Genomic DNA, 17,685 nt, shown 5'->3' with positions numbered 1-17,685 from the left:
ACTCCGCCCCCTTGGAGCGCCCCGGGGTCTCCCAGCCGGGTGCGCCGTCCGCGCGTATGCGGACGGCTCATTGAAGCAGAGGCCCTGCGGGTGCCGACCAAGGGAGCCGACCGCTCGCCGACCGCTCGCCGACCGCCCGGTCCGGCCGCTAACTCCCCGTCCGGTGCAGGAGGAGCAGGGCGACGTCGTCGGGGCGGGAGTTGCGTTCCGTCACGTTCAGGGTGAGCAGGTCGGCCAGGCGTTCCAGGGCCGTTGCCGGGCCGACCCGGCTGGGGCCGGTCTGGCGGCTCCACAGTTCCAGGCCGCCGAGCATCCGTTGGACCGACTCGTCGTAGTCCTCGGCGCGGTCCTCGACCAGGCCGTCGGTGTAGGTGAGCAGGGTTTCGCCGAGGCCGAGCCGTTCCACCGCCAGCGGGTAGGCGGCGCACGGGTCCACGCCGAGGGGCGGTCCGCCGGGCAGGTCCAGTTCGGCGGCTTTGCCGTCGGAGATCCGCACCGGCGCCGGGTGGCCGGCGCGGGCGCCGTGCACGGTGCCGTCGGCGAGGTCGAGGGTGAGGTAGAGGCAGGTGGCGAAGAGTTCGGTGTCCAGTTCGGCGAGCAGCCGGCTGGTCCGGGCCAGCGTGGCGGCAGGGTCGTGCCCGTCCGTCGCGTACGCCCGCAGACCGCTGCGGAGTTGACCCATCACGGCGGTGGCCTCGGCGTTGTGCCCCTGGACGTCGCCGATCACCACGCCCACCTTGCCGGCGGAGAGCTTGATCAGGTCATACCAGTCGCCGCCGATCTGCATGCCCTCGGTGCTGGGCAGGTAGCGGGCGGCGGAGGTGAGGCCGGGCAGCTGCGGCAGGCTGCGCGGGAGCATCGCGCGTTGGAGCTCGGTGGCGCGGTGGTGGTGGGTGTCGTACAGCCGGGCCCGCTCCAGGGACTGCGCGAGGATGCCGGCGAAGGCCGAGTACAGCGTGCGGTCCTCGCGGCTGAAGACCCGCTCGGCCGCGAAGGTGATCAGGCAGGAGCCGACCTGCCTCCCGGAGGCGACCAGCGGCAGCACCGCCCAGGAGGCCGGCCGCTCCCGGTCGGCGGCGGACCCGGCTCCGGTGGCGGACCCGGCTCCGGCTCCCGCTCCCGCGGTGCCCGGCTCGCTGAACAGCGGCGTCGCCCGGGCCTGCGCGTGCTCCGCCGCGCCGCTGGACAGCTCGTGCAGCCGGTTCAACTCGCCGCGGCCCGAGCCGCCGTAGACCGAGGGCGAGACCGGCAGCAGCCGTCCCTCGTCCACCAGGTCGAGGACCAGGGTGGTGGCGCCGAGGGCCGGGCGGGCGATGTCGGTCATCGCCTCGGTGACGTCGCGGACCGTGACGGCGCGCGAGAGCGCCCGGGTCAGCGCGAGCAGCAGCGCCGAACGGGCGTCGGCCGGCGGGGCACCGGCCGGTTCGGGCTCGGGCAGCGACGACCCGGCCCGGTGGCGCTCCACGAGCAGCCCGGTGATCCGCACCGGACGGCCGTGCCCGTCCAACAGCACCTCGCCGTGCTCCTCGATCCGGCCGACCGTGTCGTCCGGCCGGATCACCCGGTAGCCCAGCCGGTACGGGCCGCCGCCGGCCAGCGCGTCCACCAGCGCGGCCTGGACGTCGGCGAGGTCCTCGGGGTGCACCAGGCTGTTCAGGTCGGGTGCGGGGAACGGGCCGCCGTCGGCGGGCGGCACCCGGCCGACCACCCGGTAGGCGTTGGCCTCCCAGGCGGTCTCACCGGTGACCAGGTCGCGTTCGAAGGCGCCCGCTCCCGCGGCCCGGACGGCTCCGGCGAGCAGCGGCTGCGCCGCCGACGACTCGGGCTGCCCGGTCGCATGGGTGCGGACCCCGCCGCGTGCGCCGTTCTCACCGGCGGGCGTGTGGTCGATCAGGTGGGCCAGCCGCTGGGCGCAGGTCTGCGCGATGACCGCGAGCGCGTCCAGGTCGCGGCGCGGCACGGTGCCGCGGTGGGCCAGCGAGAGCGCGAGGACGCCGAGTTCCAGGTCGTCCACCACCAGCGGCAGGGTGACGATCGCGACCAGTCCGGTGCCCGGGCCGGCCACCGGGTCGGGGTAGTTGCTGCTGGTCCGCTCGGGGCCGAGCAGCACCGGCTCGCGTCGGCGCAGGGCGACGGCGGCGGGCAGGTCGCCGGCCGGGTCGATGGTGCCGTAGCGCTCGTGCGCCCACTCGGGGAGCCCGTTGGAGACGGTCAGCCGCAGCATGCCGGTGCCGTCGAGCAGGTAGATCGCGGAGCCCTCGCCGGTGATCCAGCCGGGTCCGTCGGCGATGATCGTGCCGAGCATCTCGGCCGCGCTGGTGGCGCGCAGCAGGATCCGCAGGCAGCTCACCGTGGACCGGCTGCCGGAGCGCTCACCGCCGGTCGCCGGGTCGCCGGAACGGGCCGGGGTTGGCGGCCATGGCGAGGTCAGGTCCATCGCGGGCCCCTCTACTGGTCCTATCGGGCCCTCCCCGTTCGGGGCGGTCCGCCGCCGCACATATTGCTGAATATCCTATTTGGTCCCGTCTGGTTTGGCGGGAATTCAGCTCAGGGGCGGAGGAGCGGCAGGCAGGCAGCGGGCCCTACTGGCCGTCGCACTCCCCGTACGAGGCCTGCGGCCGGGCGGGGACGGTGGCGAGCGAGCGCAGGCCGCGGACGATCGCGAACCCCCGGCGGACCTCGGCGGCCCAGCTCAGCCGGTCGTCGGCAGGACGGGCGACGGGCGCGGGCCGCAGGGCGGAGCGCTGGGCGGGGATCGCGTCGGAGGCGGTCAGCTGCCCGCTGTCGCGGGTGGTGCCGGGCTGTGTCATGGGCCTTCGTCCTCTGCTGCTACCTGGGCCTGGGCCCTCTCCAGGTCAGTCTGACCGGAGGCCGGAGACGAATCGGTCTCGGTACCCACCCGAATCGATACCAACTGGTACTGAATTCCTATCGGATGAACCCATCGCCTGGCTAGACCACACGAGGTGGCCGGCGTTAATAAACCTTGAGACTCCCGGGACTGCGGCGCTACGACCCGCCCGGCCACTGCCGCAGCCCGCCGGTGAGCAGGGTGATCAGCCGGTCCTGGGTCACCTCCAGGTCCTCGCGGAGCTGGAAGGCGCCGGCGATCGTCAGCGAGGCGAAGCCGTGCGCGAGCGACCGCACGGTGCGCGCCGCGTGGATCGCCTCGGAGTCCTCGATGCCGTAGTCGCGCAGCACCTCGATGATCGCCCCGACCACCCGCGCGCCGGCCTGCACCAGCTCGTCGTCGGCCGCCGAGTACGCCTGCGGCAGCGCGGCGTAGCGGCGCGGGAACTCGACCGCGTAGGCGTGGTAGGCCCGCAGCAGCGCGGTGACCGCCGCGTCCCCGTTCAGGCCCGCGTTCTCCCGGTGCAGCCGGTCGGCGAGATCGTGGGTCACCCGGATCGCGATCATGCGGCGCAGCGCGCCCACCCCGCCCGGTACGTGCTTGTAGAGGGAGGGGGTGGCGACCCCCGCGCGCGCCGCCACCGCCGCCAGGGTGAGGACGTCGGGGCCCTCCTCGTCGATCAGTGCCAGGGCGTGGTCCACCACGGCGTCGGGGGTCAGTCCGGCCCTGGGCATCAGGCCACCTCGGCGAGGAACGGGAGCAGCGCGTCGGCGGTGGCCTGCGGGAACTCCGCCGCCGGGTAGTGCCCGGCGCCCTCGATCATCACCTTGCGGGCCTTCAGCGCCGCCGCCTGGCGGTCGGCGACCACCTCCGGCTTCGGGAAGTCGGGGTCCTTGCTGCCCATCAGCACGAGCGCGGGGCAGTCGACGTCCTGGGTCCAGCCGATCGGCGAGGCGTCCCCGTGGACGTGGCCGCGGGTGGCGGTCTTGCGCCCGGGAGTGCGCAGCGCGGCGACCAGGCCGGAGACGTACGCGTCGAAGTCGGCGGGCTTGGCGGTCGGGTAGGCCATCTTCCTCAGGTAGAGGCCCCAGAGCGAGGGCACCTGGACGATCAGGGCGCCGAGCACCTTCACCAGGGCGCGCTGCACGGCGTTCTGCGGGAGGTTCTCGATGAAGGCGTCCATCAGGACGATCCCGGCGACCCGCTCGGGCACGGTGCCCGCCACCTTCACCACGCTGGCGCCGGTGTAGGAGCAGCCGGCCAGCACGGCCCGCTCGATGCCCAGGTGGTCGAGCAGTGCGACGGCGTCGCCGGCCATCGCGGCGGGGGAGTAGTCGGTCCAGGTGATCGAGGACTCGCCGAATCCGCGCAGGTCCATCGTGATCACGCGGCGGCCGGCGGCGGTGAGCAGCGGGCGCAGGTGGCGGAAGACGGTCCGACTGTCGAGCATCCCCGGCAGGAGGAGGATCGGGACGCCTTCGCCGAGGCCCTGGCCGGCGGGCGAGGAGGCCGTGTCGTCGAAGGCGATCCGGCCGCCGGGGAGGTCGAGGTACTGGGTCTGCGGGGCGAGGGTGCTGGTCATGACGGGCCTCCTTGGCCTGGCTGGCGGTGCGCCGTGTCTGGCGCTGCCGACATCCACAAAGCTAAGGCTAATAGCCTTAGCCGTCAAGGCCTCGGTCCGGGCTCCGTGTTCAGATCCCCTCGACCTTGAACGGGTCGTGCTCGGCGAGCAGCTTCTCCAGGCGCGCCTGGTCGACCCGGGTGACGATCTCGGTGCTCTCCTGACGGTCGCGGATCACCTTGGCGAGCGTGAATGCCGAGGTGATGACGTACAGCAGGCCGACCGCGAGGAAGGCGCGCATCCACGCGCTCACCGGCAGATAGGCGATGCCGATCGCGAGCGAACCGCCGGAGAGCGCGAACGAGGCGATGGCCTGGACGTAGTAGGCGGACGTGGTCCGCGGCTGAACCGAGGTGGTCATAGCTGAAGGATCGTTAACTGTGCCGCGCCGCACCTGAGTACGCGTACTCAGGTGCGGGTCACAACTGTGCGACTGGCCAAATGGCGGCAATTTCTCACTCAGCGTGACGGCGAATCGGATATCCACGACAAACCGTCCACCCGGTCTCGGAATCAGGTGATATTCCCAGCCAAGCGGCTTGGAATCAGAGCCTCCTAGGATTAACGTTTGATAACGCAGCGCGGTCGGCAACGCCGTACCCGAACGGCACCGTGCGCCGTCGCCAAATCCCGCAGGACCATGCCCCCGGGCAGGGTCCGGGAGCCGGGGAACCACCGTTCCTTGGGGTGAATCGGTTCGGCCCCGGCCGGACCGTAGGAGACCTTCCTGCTCCGAACCCGTCAGCTAACCCGGTAGGCGAGAGGGAAGGAAAGGAGCGCGCCCCCGTGGCGTTGTCGCAGTCCCAGCAGAGCCGTACCCAGCTGCTCGACCACTCCACCGGCGCCGCCACCGGCCCCCTCGCCGGTTCCGACCCCGCCGTGCCCGACCCGGCGCCCCGGCACCGGATCCCCAAGCAGTCCCGGACCGGCGTCCCGGCCCTCGGGGTCACGGCGATGGCCGCCGCGCTCGGCGCCACCAGCCTCTCCGCCGCGACGGCCGCTGCCGCCGCCGCGCCCGCCCCCGCGCCGGCCGTCAGCGCTCCTGACGGTGCGTCGGACGCCGCGCAGCAGGACGCCCCGGACCCGGACGCCGCCGACCCGGGCCTGGCGCTGGCCGCCCGGATCCAGCAGCAGGCCGACAGCCGCCGCACCGCCGCCGAGGAGAGCGCCCGTCTGGAGGCCGCCCAGGAGGCCGCCGCCAAGCGTGCCGCCCAGGCCGCCGCCGAGGCGGCTGCCGCCGCCCGGGCCGCCGAGGCCGAGGCCGAGGCGCACGCCCAGGCGCAGGCCCAGGCCGCCGCGCAGCAGGCCGCCCAGCCCGTCGAGCAGCCTGTGGCGCAGGGCGAGTTCACCCTGCCCACCAGCAAGTACACGCTCACCGCGCAGTACGGCCAGTCCACCTCGCCCTGGGCGCACCTGCACACCGGCCTCGACTTCGCCGCCCCCACCGGCACCCCGGTCACCGCCGTCGGCGCCGGGACGGTCACCTCCGCCGGCTGGTCCGGCGCGCACGGCTACCGGGTGATCCAGACCCTGCCGGACGGCACCGAGGTCTGGTACTGCCACCTGTCCTCGATCGCCGTGGCCTCCGGCCCGGTGGCCACCGGCGCCGTGCTCGGCAAGGTCGGCGCCACCGGCAACGCCCCGGCCCTGCGGCCGGGCGGTACCCCCGCCGGCCCGCACCTGCACCTGGAGATCCGCCCGGACGGCGCCGCCCCCGTCGACCCGCAGCCCTGGCTCCAGCAGCGCGGCGTCACCGCGTAGCCGCTGTTCCGGCCCTACGCCTCGGCAGGACCCTGCTCGTCGATGTCGATATCGGTGTCGAAGTCGAAGACGTCGGACGCGGGGTCCTGCACGGCGAAGCCGTGCTCGGCGAGGTACTGCTCCGCGTACCCCTGCTCGATCAGGTAGCGGTCGATCTCGGTCGAACCGGGCTCCGGCGCGAGGTCCGGGTACTCCGCCAGCAGCAGCGCCGGCAGCCCCGGGACCGTCCACTCGCCGTACAGCCGTAGCGCCTCCGCCTCCACGGCCGCCTCGAACGCGGGGAAGTCGCCGGCCAGTTCCTGCGGCATCGGCAGGCCCAGCGCGTTCAGCCCGGCCAGGTTGCGGTAGCTGCGCTGCATCAGCCGGTTCTCCAGGAGCAGCCGCGCCCCGTCGGTGGCCATCCCGACCGAGAGCAGCACGCCGGGACCCCAGCCGTCCACGCCCTCCGGCTGGTCCAGCGCCTCCAGGGCCGCGAAGGCCTCGATCCGCTGCTCCTCGTCCAGCTCGCGGAAGCCGTCCAGCCAGTCCCGGACGGCGTCCAGGTCGCCGGTGTCCACCCCGTCGGCCCGCAGCAGCAGGGTGTACAGCCGAGGCCAGGTGACCAGATGCGGCTGGCGCAGCAGCCCGACGAGCAGCTCGCCCTGCCACTCGGCTTCCTCGTGCAGCCGCTGGTGACGCTTGGCGTTCAGCCGTTTGGCCGCTCGCTGATGATCGATCAGCAGCCGCACCGCCGCGCCGTAGGCGAGCGGCGACAGGTCGTCGGCGGGCTGCACATAGAGGTGGATCCGTTCATACAGCAGCTGTTGCAACACCGGGGAGGTCAGCTCGGGGAAGCCGTCGTACACCTGACCGTCGCCCAGTTCCAGCAATGTCAGCACCGCGTCCACCGCGGGCTCGGCCACCGGTTCCAGGCCCTGCTCCTCGGCCCAGCGCAGCAGGTCGGCGGTGCGCGGGCGCGGGGGGAGCTGCAGGTCGTCGTCGTTCATGTCCTGTACGGTAACCGCCCGCGCGGCCTGCCCGGCGCTACGGTACGCACCATGAATCCCGTACAGCTCACCGGACCGCGGCTCACCATCCGCGAGTTCCACCACGTGCCGCGCGACATCGACGCGCTGCACGCGGTCTTCGGCGATGCCGAGACCGCCCGGTACCTGCCGTTCGAGCCGCGCGACCGGGAGGACTGCGCGGACCAGATCGCGCTCTACATCGACGAGGCCGAGAAGGACCCGCGCACCGTCTACCGCCTGGCCGTGACGCTGACCGCCGACGGCGAGGACGCCGTGCCGATCGGCAACGCCGTGCTCGGCACCGAGGGCCAGCGCGCCGCCTTCGTCGGGTACGCGCTGCGCAAGGACGTCTGGGGCCTGGGCTACGCCACCGAGATCACCCGGCTGCTCTGCGACTTCGGCTTCGGCACGCTGGGCCTGCACCGCCTCGCCGCCCGGCTCGACCCGGAGAACCTCGCCTCCGCCCGGGTGCTGCGCAAGCTGGGCTTCCAGCTGGAGGGGCGGATCCGGCACGACCTCTACCTGCGCGACACCTGGTACGACGCGCTGCAGTACTCGCTGCTGGAGGACGACTGGCGGGCGACAGAGGGCGGATGACCGGAGATGACCGGGGACGCCCGGGGGATAACCCCACCCCCGGTCCGCCGGGTGACCGGATACCGGCGCCCACCGGGCTCCGGCACTGTGGTGGTATGACGAATGACCAGGCGATCACCAGCAGCTTCCGGCCCACCGCCGCGGCCCGCTCCATCCGGTACACGCCGTTCTCGCCGCGGACCTTCCGCCTGTACGGCTACGCGCTCGGCGGGCTTCCGGTGGCGCTCGTCGGCTTCGTCTGGACCGTCACCCTCTTCGCGCTCGGCGTCGGCACGATGGTCACGGCGCTGGGCCTGCCGGTGCTGGCGCTGCTGCTGGCCGGCGCGCGCGGCTTCGGCGCGGTCGAGCGCGGCCGGGCCCGCCGACTGCTCGGGGACGACATCGCCGGGCCCGGTCCGGTCGTCCAGCGGCGGCCGGGCCGCTGGGGCGCGGTCACCGCGCGGCTGGCCGACCCGGCGGGCTGGAAGGCCGCGGCCTACCTGGTGCTGATGTTCCCCTGGCAGCTGCTGACCTTCGTGCTGACGGTCACCCTCACGGTGACCGGCTGGGTGCTGGCGCTCTACCCCTGCTACGCCTGGGTCTTCCCGCGGTACGTCGGCTGGAGCGGCGCGCGGCTCTTCGACACCGTCGGCCGCAACGGCGTGCACCACGTCTACGAACTCGGCTCGCCGTGGCAGATCGGGGCCGCCGCCCTGGTCGGCATCGGGCTGCTGCTGCTCACTCCGCACCTGGTCAGGGCCCTGACCGCGGTCCCGCGCGCGGCCACCCGGACCCTGCTCGGCTGACCCCCGCCCCGCCGCTGCGGGCCTGCGGATGCGGGGCGGACGGGGGCGTGGTGCGATGCGATCATGCTGATCACGTCGCGGCCGCTGGACGAGTACTGCCAGCTGTTCGGCCTCAGCCGGGCCGCGCTGCGCGCCACTCCCGGCCCGGTGCTCGACTGCCCGGGCGGTGCCGCGGGCCTGGTCGCCGAGGCCCGTCAGCTCGGCTGCCGGGTGGTGGCCACCGACCCCGTGTACGCGCTCCCGCTCTCCACCCGGCTGGCCCGCGCCGAGGCCGCCCGGCGCCGGATGGCCATCGCGATGCCGGCCTCCCCGGGCCGCTACCTCGCCCCGCGCTACCGCCCGTACGACAAGTACCTGCGCAGCTGGGACCGGGCCCGCGCGCTGTTCGCGGCCGACACCCTCGCCCACCCCGACGGGTACGTGGCCGCCGCGCTGCCGCGGCTGCCGTTCGCGGACGACACCTTCGCCCTCACGCTCAGCTCCTACCTGCTCTTCGCCTACCCCGCCCTCTTCTCCCCGCAGGCCCAGCTGACCGCCCTCCTGGAGCTGGCCCGGGTCACCGCGCCGGGCGGCGAGGTGCTGGTGCACCCCGTCCACGACAGCCACAGCGTCCGCTGCCCGCACCTGGACGAGCTGCGCTTCGCCCTCGGCTCGCACCGCGTCTCCAGCGAACTGCGCACCCTGCGCCGCCCCGGCGACGGCCGCCGCCGTTACGTCCTCGCCCTGTCCCGGCTTCCCCGTTACGGTGCTGTCCCATGGACGAATCCCTGACGGACCGCCGGCCGGACAGTCGCCTGCTGTCGATACCCAGCCTGCGCAACCTCCGCGACGTCGGCGGGTGCGGTCCGGTCCGCACCGGCCTGCTCTACCGCTCGGCCCGGCTGGCCGAGTTGACGCCCGAGGGGGCCCGACGGCTCGCGGAGCTGGGGCTGCGCACGGTGGTCGACCTGCGCGACCCGATCGAGCTCGGGCGCTTTCCCAACCTCACCCATGACTGGGAAGTCGATCTGGCCAACTTCCCCCTCCTGCCCCAGGACGGCCGCAGCCACCGCGACACCCCGCTGGCCGAGGTGTACCCGCTGATCGCGGACACCGCCGGTCCGACCCTGGTGGCCATCCTGCGCCGGCTGCTCGAACCGGGCGCGCTGCCCGCCCTGGTGCACTGCGCCGTCGGCCGCGACCGTACGGGCATCGTGATCGCCCTGCTGCTCGCCCTGCTCGACGTCCCCGACGAGGAGATCGTCGCCGACTACCTGCTCTCCAACGAGGGCCTCGACCTGCTGGAAGGCCCGCAGGAGTACGTGGACGTGCACGGGACGGTCCGGCTGTCGTACCCGGTCACGCCGGAGCTGATCACCGGGGTGCTGGCGCGGGTGCGCGAGCGGCACGGCAGCGTCGCCGGCTATCTGGCCGATCATGGTCTGACCTCCGAGGAGGAGACGGCCGTGTGCTCTATGCTCCGTGACTGATCGTCAGTCGACACACACGGAGGGCACATGAAGGTTCGTCGGATCCTCGTCGCGCTGATTTCCGGGGCGGCGCTGCTGAGCGCCGCCCCGGTGGCGCAGGCGGCCGCCCCGGCCGGCACGCCCTCCGACCAGTGCTCGGCCACCTTCCGGGAGGGTGACCCCCGGCTCGGTCCCGACCAGCTGCCCAGCACCGGCGCGGTCGGCCGCCAGCTGATCGGCTACCGGCGCACCGGCGGTCAGTCCGAGCAGGACTTCCTGGCCACCTTCTACGACTCCACCGCCAAGTCCTGGCGCTACCCGCCGTCCAACGGCTACCTGATCGGCTTCAACGGGCAGCCCGTCGAGCTCGACCAGACGCTGGTCCCCGGCCAGGACATCGACCGCTACGGCAGCGAGTACGGCTCCTTCCTCGCCCCCGAGGGCCTGCCCTACACCAGCAGGGCGATCCCGCCGCAGAGCCTGGACGGCACCCCGGCAGCCGGCTGCAACTACCACGACTACCGCGTCCTCAAGCCGTTCACCGTGCACGCCGGCCCGATCGCGCCGTGGTTCGACCAGATCGGTCTGGGCTGGCAGTACCAGCTCGACGCGAGCCTCGTCGCGGGCGCCCCGGCCCAGATCAACGTCGGCTGGCTGGTCACCAACGGCTATCTGGAGCGCCTGGTCTAGGACCTGTACGTCGGGGGTTGCTCAGACCCCGGACGGCCGCGGGGCCGGCAGTTGGCCGACCGCGTCCAGGGTGGCGAGGATCCGCTCGCCCACCCAGCGGCGGTCCGAGGCCGCCGGAATGCCGTCCGGGGCGAGCAGTTGGCCCACCACCGCGGCGCGCAGCCTGGTCCGCTGGTCTCGGCCGAGCCGGGGGATCAGGCCGTGCGCCGCGAGCAGCGCGTGGTAGTGCTCGAAGGCGGAGCGCGGATGCTCGATGTACTCCAGCAGGCTCTCGAAGTCTCCGAGGCCGGCGTTGCCCTGGGTCAGCGCGAGCGCCTGGAGGCGCAGGCCCGGATCGTCCGAGGCGAAGAGCCCGCGCACCTCGTCCACGGTCGCCGCGGAGTTCTTCGCGCCCGCCCGGACGTCGGCGACCCGGGTCTCCAGCGCGGCCGGCCGCTCGGTGCCGGCCGGCGCCGCGGTCGGGGTCAACTGGCCGAGGTGGCCCATCGCCTGGACCCGCGAGTCCTCCGCGCCGACCGTGTTGCCCTCGCGCTGCTGCTGCTGGGCCCGGCTGAACAGCGCCAGCGCGCTCCCGTCCGCCCGGGTCAGCGCGCCGGCCAGCAGCAGCCGGGTCAGCAGCCAGCCGCCGAGGAAGCCGAGCAGGACGAAGTACAGCACCAGCGCGGCGGCGAACGGCTGGCTGTCCGCGCGCCCGCCGAGCGCGGGGGCCAGCGCCCGGGCCAGCTGGTGGAAGTGCTGCCAGATGCTGCCGAGCTGGGTGAGGCCGACGCCGAGCAGGATCTTGGTCAGCCAGTCGGAGACCTGTTCGAGGTTGGTATTGGGGGAGTACTGCTCACCCGCCGAGACCGGCGAGGCCGGTGCCCCCGGCACCGTCGCCGTCGTCGCTGCGACGGCCGGACCCGACCCGCCGCCCAGGGCGTGCGGCATGCCGAAGAGGAAGCCGGCCGCGCCGCCGGTCACCAGCGTCGCGCAGGAGATCATCAGCCCGGCGCCCAGCGCGCTCACCGCGTGCGGTCCGCCGGCGGTGTAGAGCACCAGCCCGAGCAGCCCGAGCCCGAGCAGCGATCCGATCCCGACGGCCTGCCACCGCCGGACCTCCGCGGAGTGCCTGCTTGCACGCGCCATTGCCCGCCCCCTACCGCGTCCGGTACGCCCGGGGCCCGAGGTCCCGGCGGGAGGAACTGTAGCGGTCCGCTCGCCCGCCCGGGGAAGTCGGCGCACACCGGTTCAGTCCGGCCGGGTCCGGACATGCAGACGGCCCGTGGGCGTTCTCCTCGGTGGCGTACCACCGAGGCACCGGGGATGTTCCGGTGAGCCCACGGGCCGGGTGACTGCTGGGAATTGCCTCGGCCACCGGCCTAAGGCTGGGGCAGCTCTAGCGAGCAGCCACCTCACACATCCTGACGGTACTCAACTCAGGATCACCTCCTTTCAGTGTGCTGCCACGATAGGCAGGCCACCGGGGACGAGGCAACGGATTTATCCGGGAACGGCAGAAGGCCCGGCAGACGATGTCTGCCGGGCCTTCTGTGCTACTGAGTAGCGGGGACAGGATTTGAACCTGCGACCTCTGGGTTATGAGCCCAGCGAGCTACCGAGCTGCTCCACCCCGCGTCGGTAAACCCAACTCTACGGGAAGGCCACCACGAAGGGAAATCGGTTATCGCTTCAGCCCTGATCACGCCCCTGATCACGCCCCTGATCGCGTCCCTGATCGCGTCCCTGGTCACGCCCCTGGTCAGGGACCGCCCGTCGGGCCCAGAAGGCCAGCGCGGTGAGGGCGGCGAAGCAGGGCACCATCAGCAGCGCGTAGACCAGCAGGAACCCGTGGGTGCCCAGGCCGGCGGCGGCGTTCCAGCCGCCGTGCAGCGCCATCGCCAGCAGCAGCCCGCCCGGCCCCGCCGTCCGGGCCAGCCAGCGGCGGCCCGTGGTCAGCGCGAGGGCCAGCCCGATCCCGGTCATCGCGGTGAAGAGCGGATGCGCGAACGGCGAGAGCAGGGCCCGCAGGACGAAGGTGTGCACGGTGCCGTCGTAGTCGCGCAGGCTGGGGGCGTCGCCCAGGCCGATCGAGTCGAGGCGCTGGCGCTGGTCGTCGGTGAAGGCGCGGCCCAGGTAGAGGACGTTCTCGGTGAAGGCGAAGCCACCGGCGGTGATCGTGGCGAGTACCACCCCGGTGGCGACCAGCCGGGCGCGCGAGCGGGCGCGCAGCGCGGGGTCGGCGCGCAGCCGGTGGCGCAGCGGCACCATCGTCAGCAGCAGCACGGCGCCCTTGGCCGACTCCTCGATCAGCGGGGTGGCGAACTCCGCGCCGAGCGTCTCGCCGCGGGCGCTGCCCTGCAGGGCGACCAGGTACGAGCCCGCCCAGCCGTTGGCCAGGACGGCCACCGTGGTGGCCGCGCAGGAGCCCCAGGCCAGACAGAGCGCGAGCCGGCGGGTGGGCACCTCGGCGCTCTGGTTGAGCCAGAGCAGCGCGCCCAGCACGAAGGGCATCGGCAGGACGGCGAGCCCGAGTCCGACCAGCAGGCCGACGGTGCCGGTCTGGCGCTGCACCTGGTGGAGGACCAGCACTCCGCAACCGGTCAGCAGCAGGGCCGCGGCGGCCGGACCGGCGAGCGGATGGCGAGCGGGCTGCTCGACACCCGGGAGTTCGGGTACCGGCGGCCGGTGGCCGGACGGACTGCTCACGCGAAAAGAGTAGGTGACGGCTCTGCCGCAGGGGAGTGGAGTGACACATTCCGTGCCACTCGCCTCACCGACCGTGAGAGCCGGCCGTCGGGTCAGACCTTGCGGAACAGCAGGTCGTGCACCACGTGGCCCTTGGCTATCCCGGCGCGCTCGAACTTGGTGACCGGCCGCCAGTCCGGGCGCGGTGCGTAGCCGGGGACGGTGTCGTCCTCGCGGCCGTCCGTCCAGCGGCCGCCGTCGCCCTCGGGATGCAGGTTGACCAGCTCAGGGCGGGCCGACAGGACGTCCGCCATCTGCTCGGCGTACGGCTCCCAGTCGGTCGCGCAGTGCACCAGGGCGCCGGGCGCCAGCCGGGGCAGCACCAGGTCGAGGAAGGACGCCTGGACGAGCCGGCGCTTGTGGTGCTTGGGCTTGGGCCACGGGTCGGCGAAGTAGACCCGCAGGCCGGCCAGCGAGGAGTCCGGCAGCATGTCGCGCAGCAGGATCACCGCGTCGCCGGCCGCCAGCCGGACGTTCTCGGCGCCGTTGCGCTCCAGCAGGCTCAGCAGGTTCCCGTGGCCGGGGGTGTGCACGTCCACCGCGAGGATGCCGGTGGACGGGTCGGCGGCGGCCATCGCCGCGGTGGTCTCGCCCATCCCGAAGCCGATCTCCAGGGTGACCGGGAGGGAGCCGAAGAGCTCGGGCAGCGAGAGCGGGGTGCCGTCGATCGCCAGGCCCCAGCGCTCCCAGTTCCGGTCCAGGGCGCCGGCCTGGGCGGGGGTCATCCGGCCCCGGCGCGGCTGGAAGCTGCGGATCCGGCGCTCGTTGTGCTGTTCCTCGGTGGCCCGGTGCGGATACATCGGAGCCGGGTAGCCGGCCGGGGCCGCCGAGAGCCGCGCGGAGGGCGAGCCCGCCGGGCGGCGGGTGGGGCGGCCGCCCTGGGCGACGACCGGCACGGTCTCGTCCTGCTGGGGGGCGGGGGCCTGCTGGGGGGAGGGGGCAGTCGCAGTCACAATGCCGTCGAGTGTAAAGGGCCCGGCGCGCCCGCTCCTATCCCGAGCCGTGCCCGCCGCAGTCCCGCCGTCCCGCCGGTCCTGAGCAGCTATCCCCCGGCGGCCAGCGCGGCCAGCGCCCGCCGGGCCACCTCGCGGCCGATCGGCAGCGAGGCCGTCGCGGCGGGCGAGGGCGCGTTGAGCACGTGCACCAGGCGGCGGGTGGAGCGCGGGTCGGCGGGGTCGAAGCCGGCGAAGGCGAAGTCGTCCAGCAGCGAGCCGTCGCGTGCCACCGCCTGGGCCCGCACCCCGGCGGTGGCCGGCACCAGGTCCTGCGCGCCGACGGCGGGCAGCAGCCGTTGCACGGCCGCGGTGAACGCCCGCTTGGAGAGCGAGCGGTGCAACTCGCCGCACTCGTAGCGCCAGTGCCGCCGGGCGAGTTGCCAGGTCCCGGGGAAGCCCAGCGTCTCGGCCAGGTCGCGCGGGCGCACGGTGTGCCAGTCGTAGCCCTCGCGGGCGAGTGCCGGTACGGCGTTGGGGCCGACGTGGACGTCGCCGTGGATGCCCCGGGTGAGGTGCACGCCGAGGAACGGGAAGGCCGGATCCGGCACCGGGTAGACCAGGCCGCGCACCAACCCCCGCCGGGCCGGGACCAGTTCGTAGTACTCCCCGCGGAACGGGACGATCCGCACCCCGGGGTCGTCGCCGGCCATCCGGGCCAGCCGGTCGCTGTGCAGGCCGGCGCAGTTGACCAGCACCGAGCAACGCAGCTCGCCGGCCGCCGTCTGCACGGTGACGCCGTCGGCGCGCCGGTCGACGGCCCGCACCTCGCTGCCGGTGTGCAGCGCCGCGCCCTTGTCCCGGGCGAGCCGGGCGTAGCTGCGGGCCACCGCCGTGTAGTCGCAGATGCCGGTGCCGACGATCCGCAGCGCCGCCACACCCGCCACCTCGGGCTCGTACTCGGCGATCCGGGCGGCCGTCAGTTCCTCGACCGGGATCTCGTTGCGGCGTCCGCGCAGCGCCAGCTCGGCCAGGCCCGGCAGTTCCTCGCGCCGGGTGGCGACGATCAGCTTGCCGGTCACCTCGTACGGCAGCCCGTACTCGCGGCAGAAGTTCACCATCGAGGCGGCGCCCTCGGTGGCGTAGCGGGCCTTGAGCGAGCCGGGACGGTAGTAGACGCCGCTGTGGATCACCCCGCTGTTGCGGCCGGTCTGGTGGGTGGCGAGGGCGCGCTCCTTCTCCAGCACGCCGACCCGCAGCCCGGGGCGCGCGTTGGTCAGGGCGAACGCGGTGGACAGGCCGACGATGCCGCCGCCCACCACCAGGACGTCGTAGTCGTACGCCACCTGAGCCTCCCGAGCCGCCGGCCCCCCGCCGTCCCTCCCCCGGCCGCCGGCCGGGGGTGCCCCCTTCCCGGCGATGGTGCCACGCCCCGGTGGGGCGCGTCAGCCCCTCGGTCACCACGGCTATGCGGGCGCCGCCAGCACCACACGGGCGCGCTCCGTCAACTCCCTTACCCGGCGCTCCCCCTGGTAGGGCTCCAACTGGCGGAGCATCTCCAGCACGTACTCCCGGCTGCGCTGCGAGGAGATCCGCCCGGCCACCTCCACGGCGCGCGAGCCCGCCTCGACGGCGGCGTCCAGGTTGCCCGCCTCCGCCTCGGCCATCGCGGAGACCACCAGCCGCAGGCCGTGCGAGCGGACGAAGCCCTCGGTGGGCCGGGCCAGCGCCTCCCGGGTGAAGTGCCGGACCTTGGCGGGCACGCCCAGGTCGCGGAAGCACTCGGCGGCGTCGGCGGCCAGCCGGTCGTAGGCGTAGAAGTCGATCCAGGAGGGGTCCGGGTCCCCGGCGCGCGAGCGCCCGAGGGCGTTCTCGGCGGCGGTCAGCGCCGTCGAGCAGGCGGCCGCGTTGCCCGCGCGGGCCTGCGCCCGCGCCTCCACGAGGTGGAAGAAGCTCATCGTGCGCGCCGTCGCCAGGCCGCGGTTGCGCTCCAGCGCGGCCTGCGCCAGGTCGACCGCCTCCTCGGCGAAGCCGCGGTAGCAGGCCTGCAGGCTCATCGAGGCCAGCACATAGCCGCCGAGCGGCACGTCGGCCGCCGCCCGGGCCAGCCGCAGCGCCTGGATGTAGTACCGCTGGGCCGCCTCGTGCTGACCGGTGTCAAAGGCCATCCACCCGGCCAGCCTGGTGAGTTCGGCCGTGGCGCCGAACAGCGCGCGGCCCACCGTGTCGCTGTACGAGGCCAGCAGCAGCGGCGCCGCCTCGACCCGCAGACACTCCGGGACCATCGACGAACGCCAGTCCCCGCCGCCGTACTTGGAGTCCCAGCGGCGGGCCTCCTGGGCCGCCTCGCGGAGCTTGGTGGCGTCCGACTGGCCGACCCGGTAGGAGCGCTCGCCGCCGGTCAGCGAGCCCGCCGCCCGCGAGCTCGCCGTCGGCGCCGCCGACCTGGGCTCGGGGACCTGCGGGTCGTCGGCCGGTGCCTCTGCCGGTGCCTCCGCCGGCTCCGCCGACTGCTGCGACGGCTGTGCGCCGGGCGCCGCGCCCTCGCCGCGTGCCACCGAGCCGTCCGCCGGGGTGATCAGCCAGCGCGAGACCGGGGTCGCGTACGCGGCCACCGAGAACGTCCCCGACAGGCTGTCGCTCCACCGCCCGCCGCCGGGCGAGCGGCGCAGCTCCAGGTCGACCCGCCACAGGTCGGTCGCCGACCGCACCGCGGCCGCGACCTCGCGCGGGAAGGCCAGCCCCAACTCCGGTGTGGGGTCGGTGTCGCCGAGCCCGATCTCGTCCAGCGGGACGGGCCGGCCCAGCTTGCCGCCGATCGCCGTCGCGATCAGGTGCGGCACCGGCCCCTGCGGCACCATGCCCTTGCTGACCCAGCGGGCCACCGAGGTCTTGTCGTAGCGCAGCGTCAGGCCGCGCTGGGCGCCGAGGTCGTTGACCCGGCGGGCCAGGCCGGCGTTGCTGATCTGGGCCAACGACAGCAAGGCACCGAGCCGTTCGTTCGGTCCTCGTGGGCTGATGCTCATGGCGGCGGCGGCACCCCCTGGCGGTGTTCTGCGCGGTGTTCTCACGGTGCGGCGTCCTGGTGTTGGCACCTAGCGTAGTCGTCCGGGTTCCCAGGGTTAAGGGTCGGCATTCCGGTTGGCGGGATCGCGCACTCCCGTGGGGGCCGAACGGGTGGCCCCTAGGGGCGGAAACCGGCCTCGCAGCGGTCCGGAACCGGCTCGGCGGCCCGCGTGGCGCGCGGGTCCCCGGCCGTCGCCCGGCGT

Annotated in this window: 17 protein-coding genes, 1 tRNA gene and 1 riboswitch; of the genes, 6 read left to right on the top strand and 12 right to left on the bottom strand. The window is 74.0% G+C overall.

Going from position 1 to position 17,685, the window contains the following annotated elements:
* Positions 1 to 148: 148 nt before the first annotated feature.
* The 5 genes from BS80_RS37840 to BS80_RS18870 all read right to left on the bottom strand — a co-directional run bounded on the left by BS80_RS37840 (position 149) and on the right by BS80_RS18870 (position 4,833).
* Positions 149 to 2,437, bottom strand: coding sequence for a SpoIIE family protein phosphatase (locus BS80_RS37840; RefSeq protein WP_051966781.1), 2,289 nt, complete (start codon positions 2,435 to 2,437; stop codon positions 149 to 151).
* Positions 2,438 to 2,582: 145 nt separating this feature from the next.
* Positions 2,583 to 2,810 (bottom strand): hypothetical protein, encoded by a 228-nt coding sequence (locus BS80_RS18885; protein ID WP_035798921.1) that lies wholly within the window; start codon positions 2,808 to 2,810, stop codon positions 2,583 to 2,585.
* 199 nt (positions 2,811 to 3,009) lie between these two features.
* Positions 3,010 to 3,585, bottom strand: coding sequence for a TetR-like C-terminal domain-containing protein (locus BS80_RS18880; RefSeq protein ID WP_035798918.1), 576 nt, complete (start codon positions 3,583 to 3,585; stop codon positions 3,010 to 3,012).
* Positions 3,585 to 4,433 (bottom strand): alpha/beta fold hydrolase, encoded by an 849-nt coding sequence (locus tag BS80_RS18875; protein WP_035798916.1) that lies wholly within the window; start codon positions 4,431 to 4,433, stop codon positions 3,585 to 3,587. Before BS80_RS18875 ends, BS80_RS18880 begins: the two co-directional genes overlap by 1 nt.
* Positions 4,434 to 4,542: 109 nt before the next feature.
* Positions 4,543 to 4,833 carry a YiaA/YiaB family inner membrane protein gene (locus BS80_RS18870; RefSeq protein WP_035798913.1) on the bottom strand — a complete coding sequence of 97 codons (291 nt, stop codon included), beginning with the start codon at positions 4,831 to 4,833 and terminating at the stop codon, positions 4,543 to 4,545.
* Between the two features lie 250 nt (positions 4,834 to 5,083).
* A riboswitch (cyclic di-AMP (ydaO/yuaA leader) is annotated at positions 5,084 to 5,247 on the top strand.
* A gap of 11 nt (positions 5,248 to 5,258) precedes the next feature.
* Here BS80_RS18870 and BS80_RS18865 point away from each other — a divergent pair.
* Positions 5,259 to 6,233, top strand: a complete 975-nt coding sequence (locus BS80_RS18865) for a M23 family metallopeptidase (RefSeq protein ID WP_051966780.1) — start codon at positions 5,259 to 5,261, stop codon at positions 6,231 to 6,233.
* Between the two features lie 14 nt (positions 6,234 to 6,247).
* Here BS80_RS18865 and BS80_RS41930 read toward each other — a convergent pair whose 3' ends face one another.
* Entirely contained in the window at positions 6,248 to 7,219 is a 972-nt protein-coding gene (locus tag BS80_RS41930; protein WP_035798910.1) for a hypothetical protein, read from the bottom strand.
* A gap of 51 nt (positions 7,220 to 7,270) precedes the next feature.
* On the opposite strand from BS80_RS41930, the gene BS80_RS41925 reads away from it, so the two are divergent.
* The 5 genes from BS80_RS41925 (at position 7,271) to BS80_RS18835 (ending at position 10,760) form a co-directional block, all read left to right on the top strand.
* On the top strand, positions 7,271 to 7,837 hold the full coding sequence (locus tag BS80_RS41925) for a GNAT family N-acetyltransferase (RefSeq protein WP_035798907.1): 567 nt from the start codon (positions 7,271 to 7,273) through the stop codon (positions 7,835 to 7,837).
* Positions 7,838 to 7,932: 95 nt separating this feature from the next.
* A complete protein-coding gene (locus BS80_RS18850; protein ID WP_035798902.1) occupies positions 7,933 to 8,622 on the top strand; it encodes a sensor domain-containing protein in 690 nt (229 codons plus the stop codon).
* Between the two features lie 63 nt (positions 8,623 to 8,685).
* Positions 8,686 to 9,393 carry a class I SAM-dependent methyltransferase gene (locus BS80_RS18845; protein ID WP_051966779.1) on the top strand — a complete coding sequence of 236 codons (708 nt, stop codon included), beginning with the start codon at positions 8,686 to 8,688 and terminating at the stop codon, positions 9,391 to 9,393.
* Positions 9,378 to 10,091 carry a tyrosine-protein phosphatase gene (locus BS80_RS18840; protein ID WP_051966778.1) on the top strand — a complete coding sequence of 238 codons (714 nt, stop codon included), beginning with the start codon at positions 9,378 to 9,380 and terminating at the stop codon, positions 10,089 to 10,091. The genes BS80_RS18845 and BS80_RS18840 overlap by 16 nt, the downstream gene beginning before the upstream one ends.
* Before the next feature lie 27 nt (positions 10,092 to 10,118).
* Positions 10,119 to 10,760: a TNT domain-containing protein gene (locus tag BS80_RS18835; RefSeq protein WP_035798898.1), complete on the top strand. Its 642-nt coding sequence runs from the start codon at positions 10,119 to 10,121 to the stop codon at positions 10,758 to 10,760.
* Positions 10,761 to 10,781: 21 nt separating this feature from the next.
* Here BS80_RS18835 and BS80_RS18830 read toward each other — a convergent pair whose 3' ends face one another.
* From BS80_RS18830 to BS80_RS18805, 6 genes are all read right to left on the bottom strand, one after another.
* Entirely contained in the window at positions 10,782 to 11,885 is a 1,104-nt protein-coding gene (locus tag BS80_RS18830; RefSeq protein WP_035798894.1) for a hypothetical protein, read from the bottom strand.
* Positions 11,886 to 12,300: 415 nt separating this feature from the next.
* A tRNA-Met gene (locus BS80_RS18825) sits at positions 12,301 to 12,374 on the bottom strand.
* A gap of 54 nt (positions 12,375 to 12,428) precedes the next feature.
* Entirely contained in the window at positions 12,429 to 13,445 is a 1,017-nt protein-coding gene (locus BS80_RS18820; RefSeq protein ID WP_051966777.1) for a PrsW family intramembrane metalloprotease, read from the bottom strand.
* Between the two features lie 92 nt (positions 13,446 to 13,537).
* A complete protein-coding gene (trmB, locus tag BS80_RS18815; RefSeq protein WP_232246526.1) occupies positions 13,538 to 14,437 on the bottom strand; it encodes a tRNA (guanosine(46)-N7)-methyltransferase TrmB in 900 nt (299 codons plus the stop codon).
* 89 nt (positions 14,438 to 14,526) lie between these two features.
* The gene (gene lhgO / locus BS80_RS18810) at positions 14,527 to 15,762 is read right to left on the bottom strand and encodes an L-2-hydroxyglutarate oxidase (RefSeq protein WP_035798886.1); all 1,236 of its coding nucleotides are present in this window, start codon (positions 15,760 to 15,762) and stop codon (positions 14,527 to 14,529) included.
* A gap of 120 nt (positions 15,763 to 15,882) precedes the next feature.
* Complete coding sequence (locus BS80_RS18805; protein ID WP_035798883.1) at positions 15,883 to 17,442, bottom strand: hypothetical protein; 1,560 nt, start codon at positions 17,440 to 17,442, stop codon at positions 15,883 to 15,885.
* Positions 17,443 to 17,685: the final 243 nt, after the last annotated feature.

The sequence above is a fragment of the Kitasatospora mediocidica KCTC 9733 genome (assembly GCF_000744225.1).
GTDB classification, from domain to species: domain Bacteria; phylum Actinomycetota; class Actinomycetes; order Streptomycetales; family Streptomycetaceae; genus Kitasatospora; species Kitasatospora mediocidica.
The sequence above is the reverse complement of the archived record's forward strand: the minus strand, read 5'-3'. Positions and strand labels throughout refer to the sequence as shown.

What these genes read in the sequence shown, in the direction of transcription:
- BS80_RS37840 (WP_051966781.1), bottom strand. Translation starts at nt 2,437, where the DNA reads ATGGACCTGACCTCGCCATGGCCGCCAACCCCGGCCCGTTCCGGCGAC.
- BS80_RS18885 (WP_035798921.1), bottom strand. Translation starts at nt 2,810, where the DNA reads ATGACACAGCCCGGCACCACCCGCGACAGCGGGCAGCTGACCGCCTCC.
- BS80_RS18880 (WP_035798918.1), bottom strand. Translation starts at nt 3,585, where the DNA reads ATGCCCAGGGCCGGACTGACCCCCGACGCCGTGGTGGACCACGCCCTG.
- BS80_RS18875 (WP_035798916.1), bottom strand. Translation starts at nt 4,433, where the DNA reads ATGACCAGCACCCTCGCCCCGCAGACCCAGTACCTCGACCTCCCCGGC.
- BS80_RS18870 (WP_035798913.1), bottom strand. Translation starts at nt 4,833, where the DNA reads ATGACCACCTCGGTTCAGCCGCGGACCACGTCCGCCTACTACGTCCAG.
- BS80_RS41930 (WP_035798910.1), bottom strand. Translation starts at nt 7,219, where the DNA reads ATGAACGACGACGACCTGCAGCTCCCCCCGCGCCCGCGCACCGCCGAC.
- BS80_RS41925 (WP_035798907.1), top strand. Translation starts at nt 7,271, where the DNA reads ATGAATCCCGTACAGCTCACCGGACCGCGGCTCACCATCCGCGAGTTC.
- BS80_RS18850 (WP_035798902.1), top strand. Translation starts at nt 7,933, where the DNA reads ATGACGAATGACCAGGCGATCACCAGCAGCTTCCGGCCCACCGCCGCG.
- BS80_RS18845 (WP_051966779.1), top strand. Translation starts at nt 8,686, where the DNA reads ATGCTGATCACGTCGCGGCCGCTGGACGAGTACTGCCAGCTGTTCGGC.
- BS80_RS18840 (WP_051966778.1), top strand. Translation starts at nt 9,378, where the DNA reads ATGGACGAATCCCTGACGGACCGCCGGCCGGACAGTCGCCTGCTGTCG.
- BS80_RS18835 (WP_035798898.1), top strand. Translation starts at nt 10,119, where the DNA reads ATGAAGGTTCGTCGGATCCTCGTCGCGCTGATTTCCGGGGCGGCGCTG.
- BS80_RS18830 (WP_035798894.1), bottom strand. Translation starts at nt 11,885, where the DNA reads ATGGCGCGTGCAAGCAGGCACTCCGCGGAGGTCCGGCGGTGGCAGGCC.
- BS80_RS18805 (WP_035798883.1), bottom strand. Translation starts at nt 17,442, where the DNA reads ATGAGCATCAGCCCACGAGGACCGAACGAACGGCTCGGTGCCTTGCTG.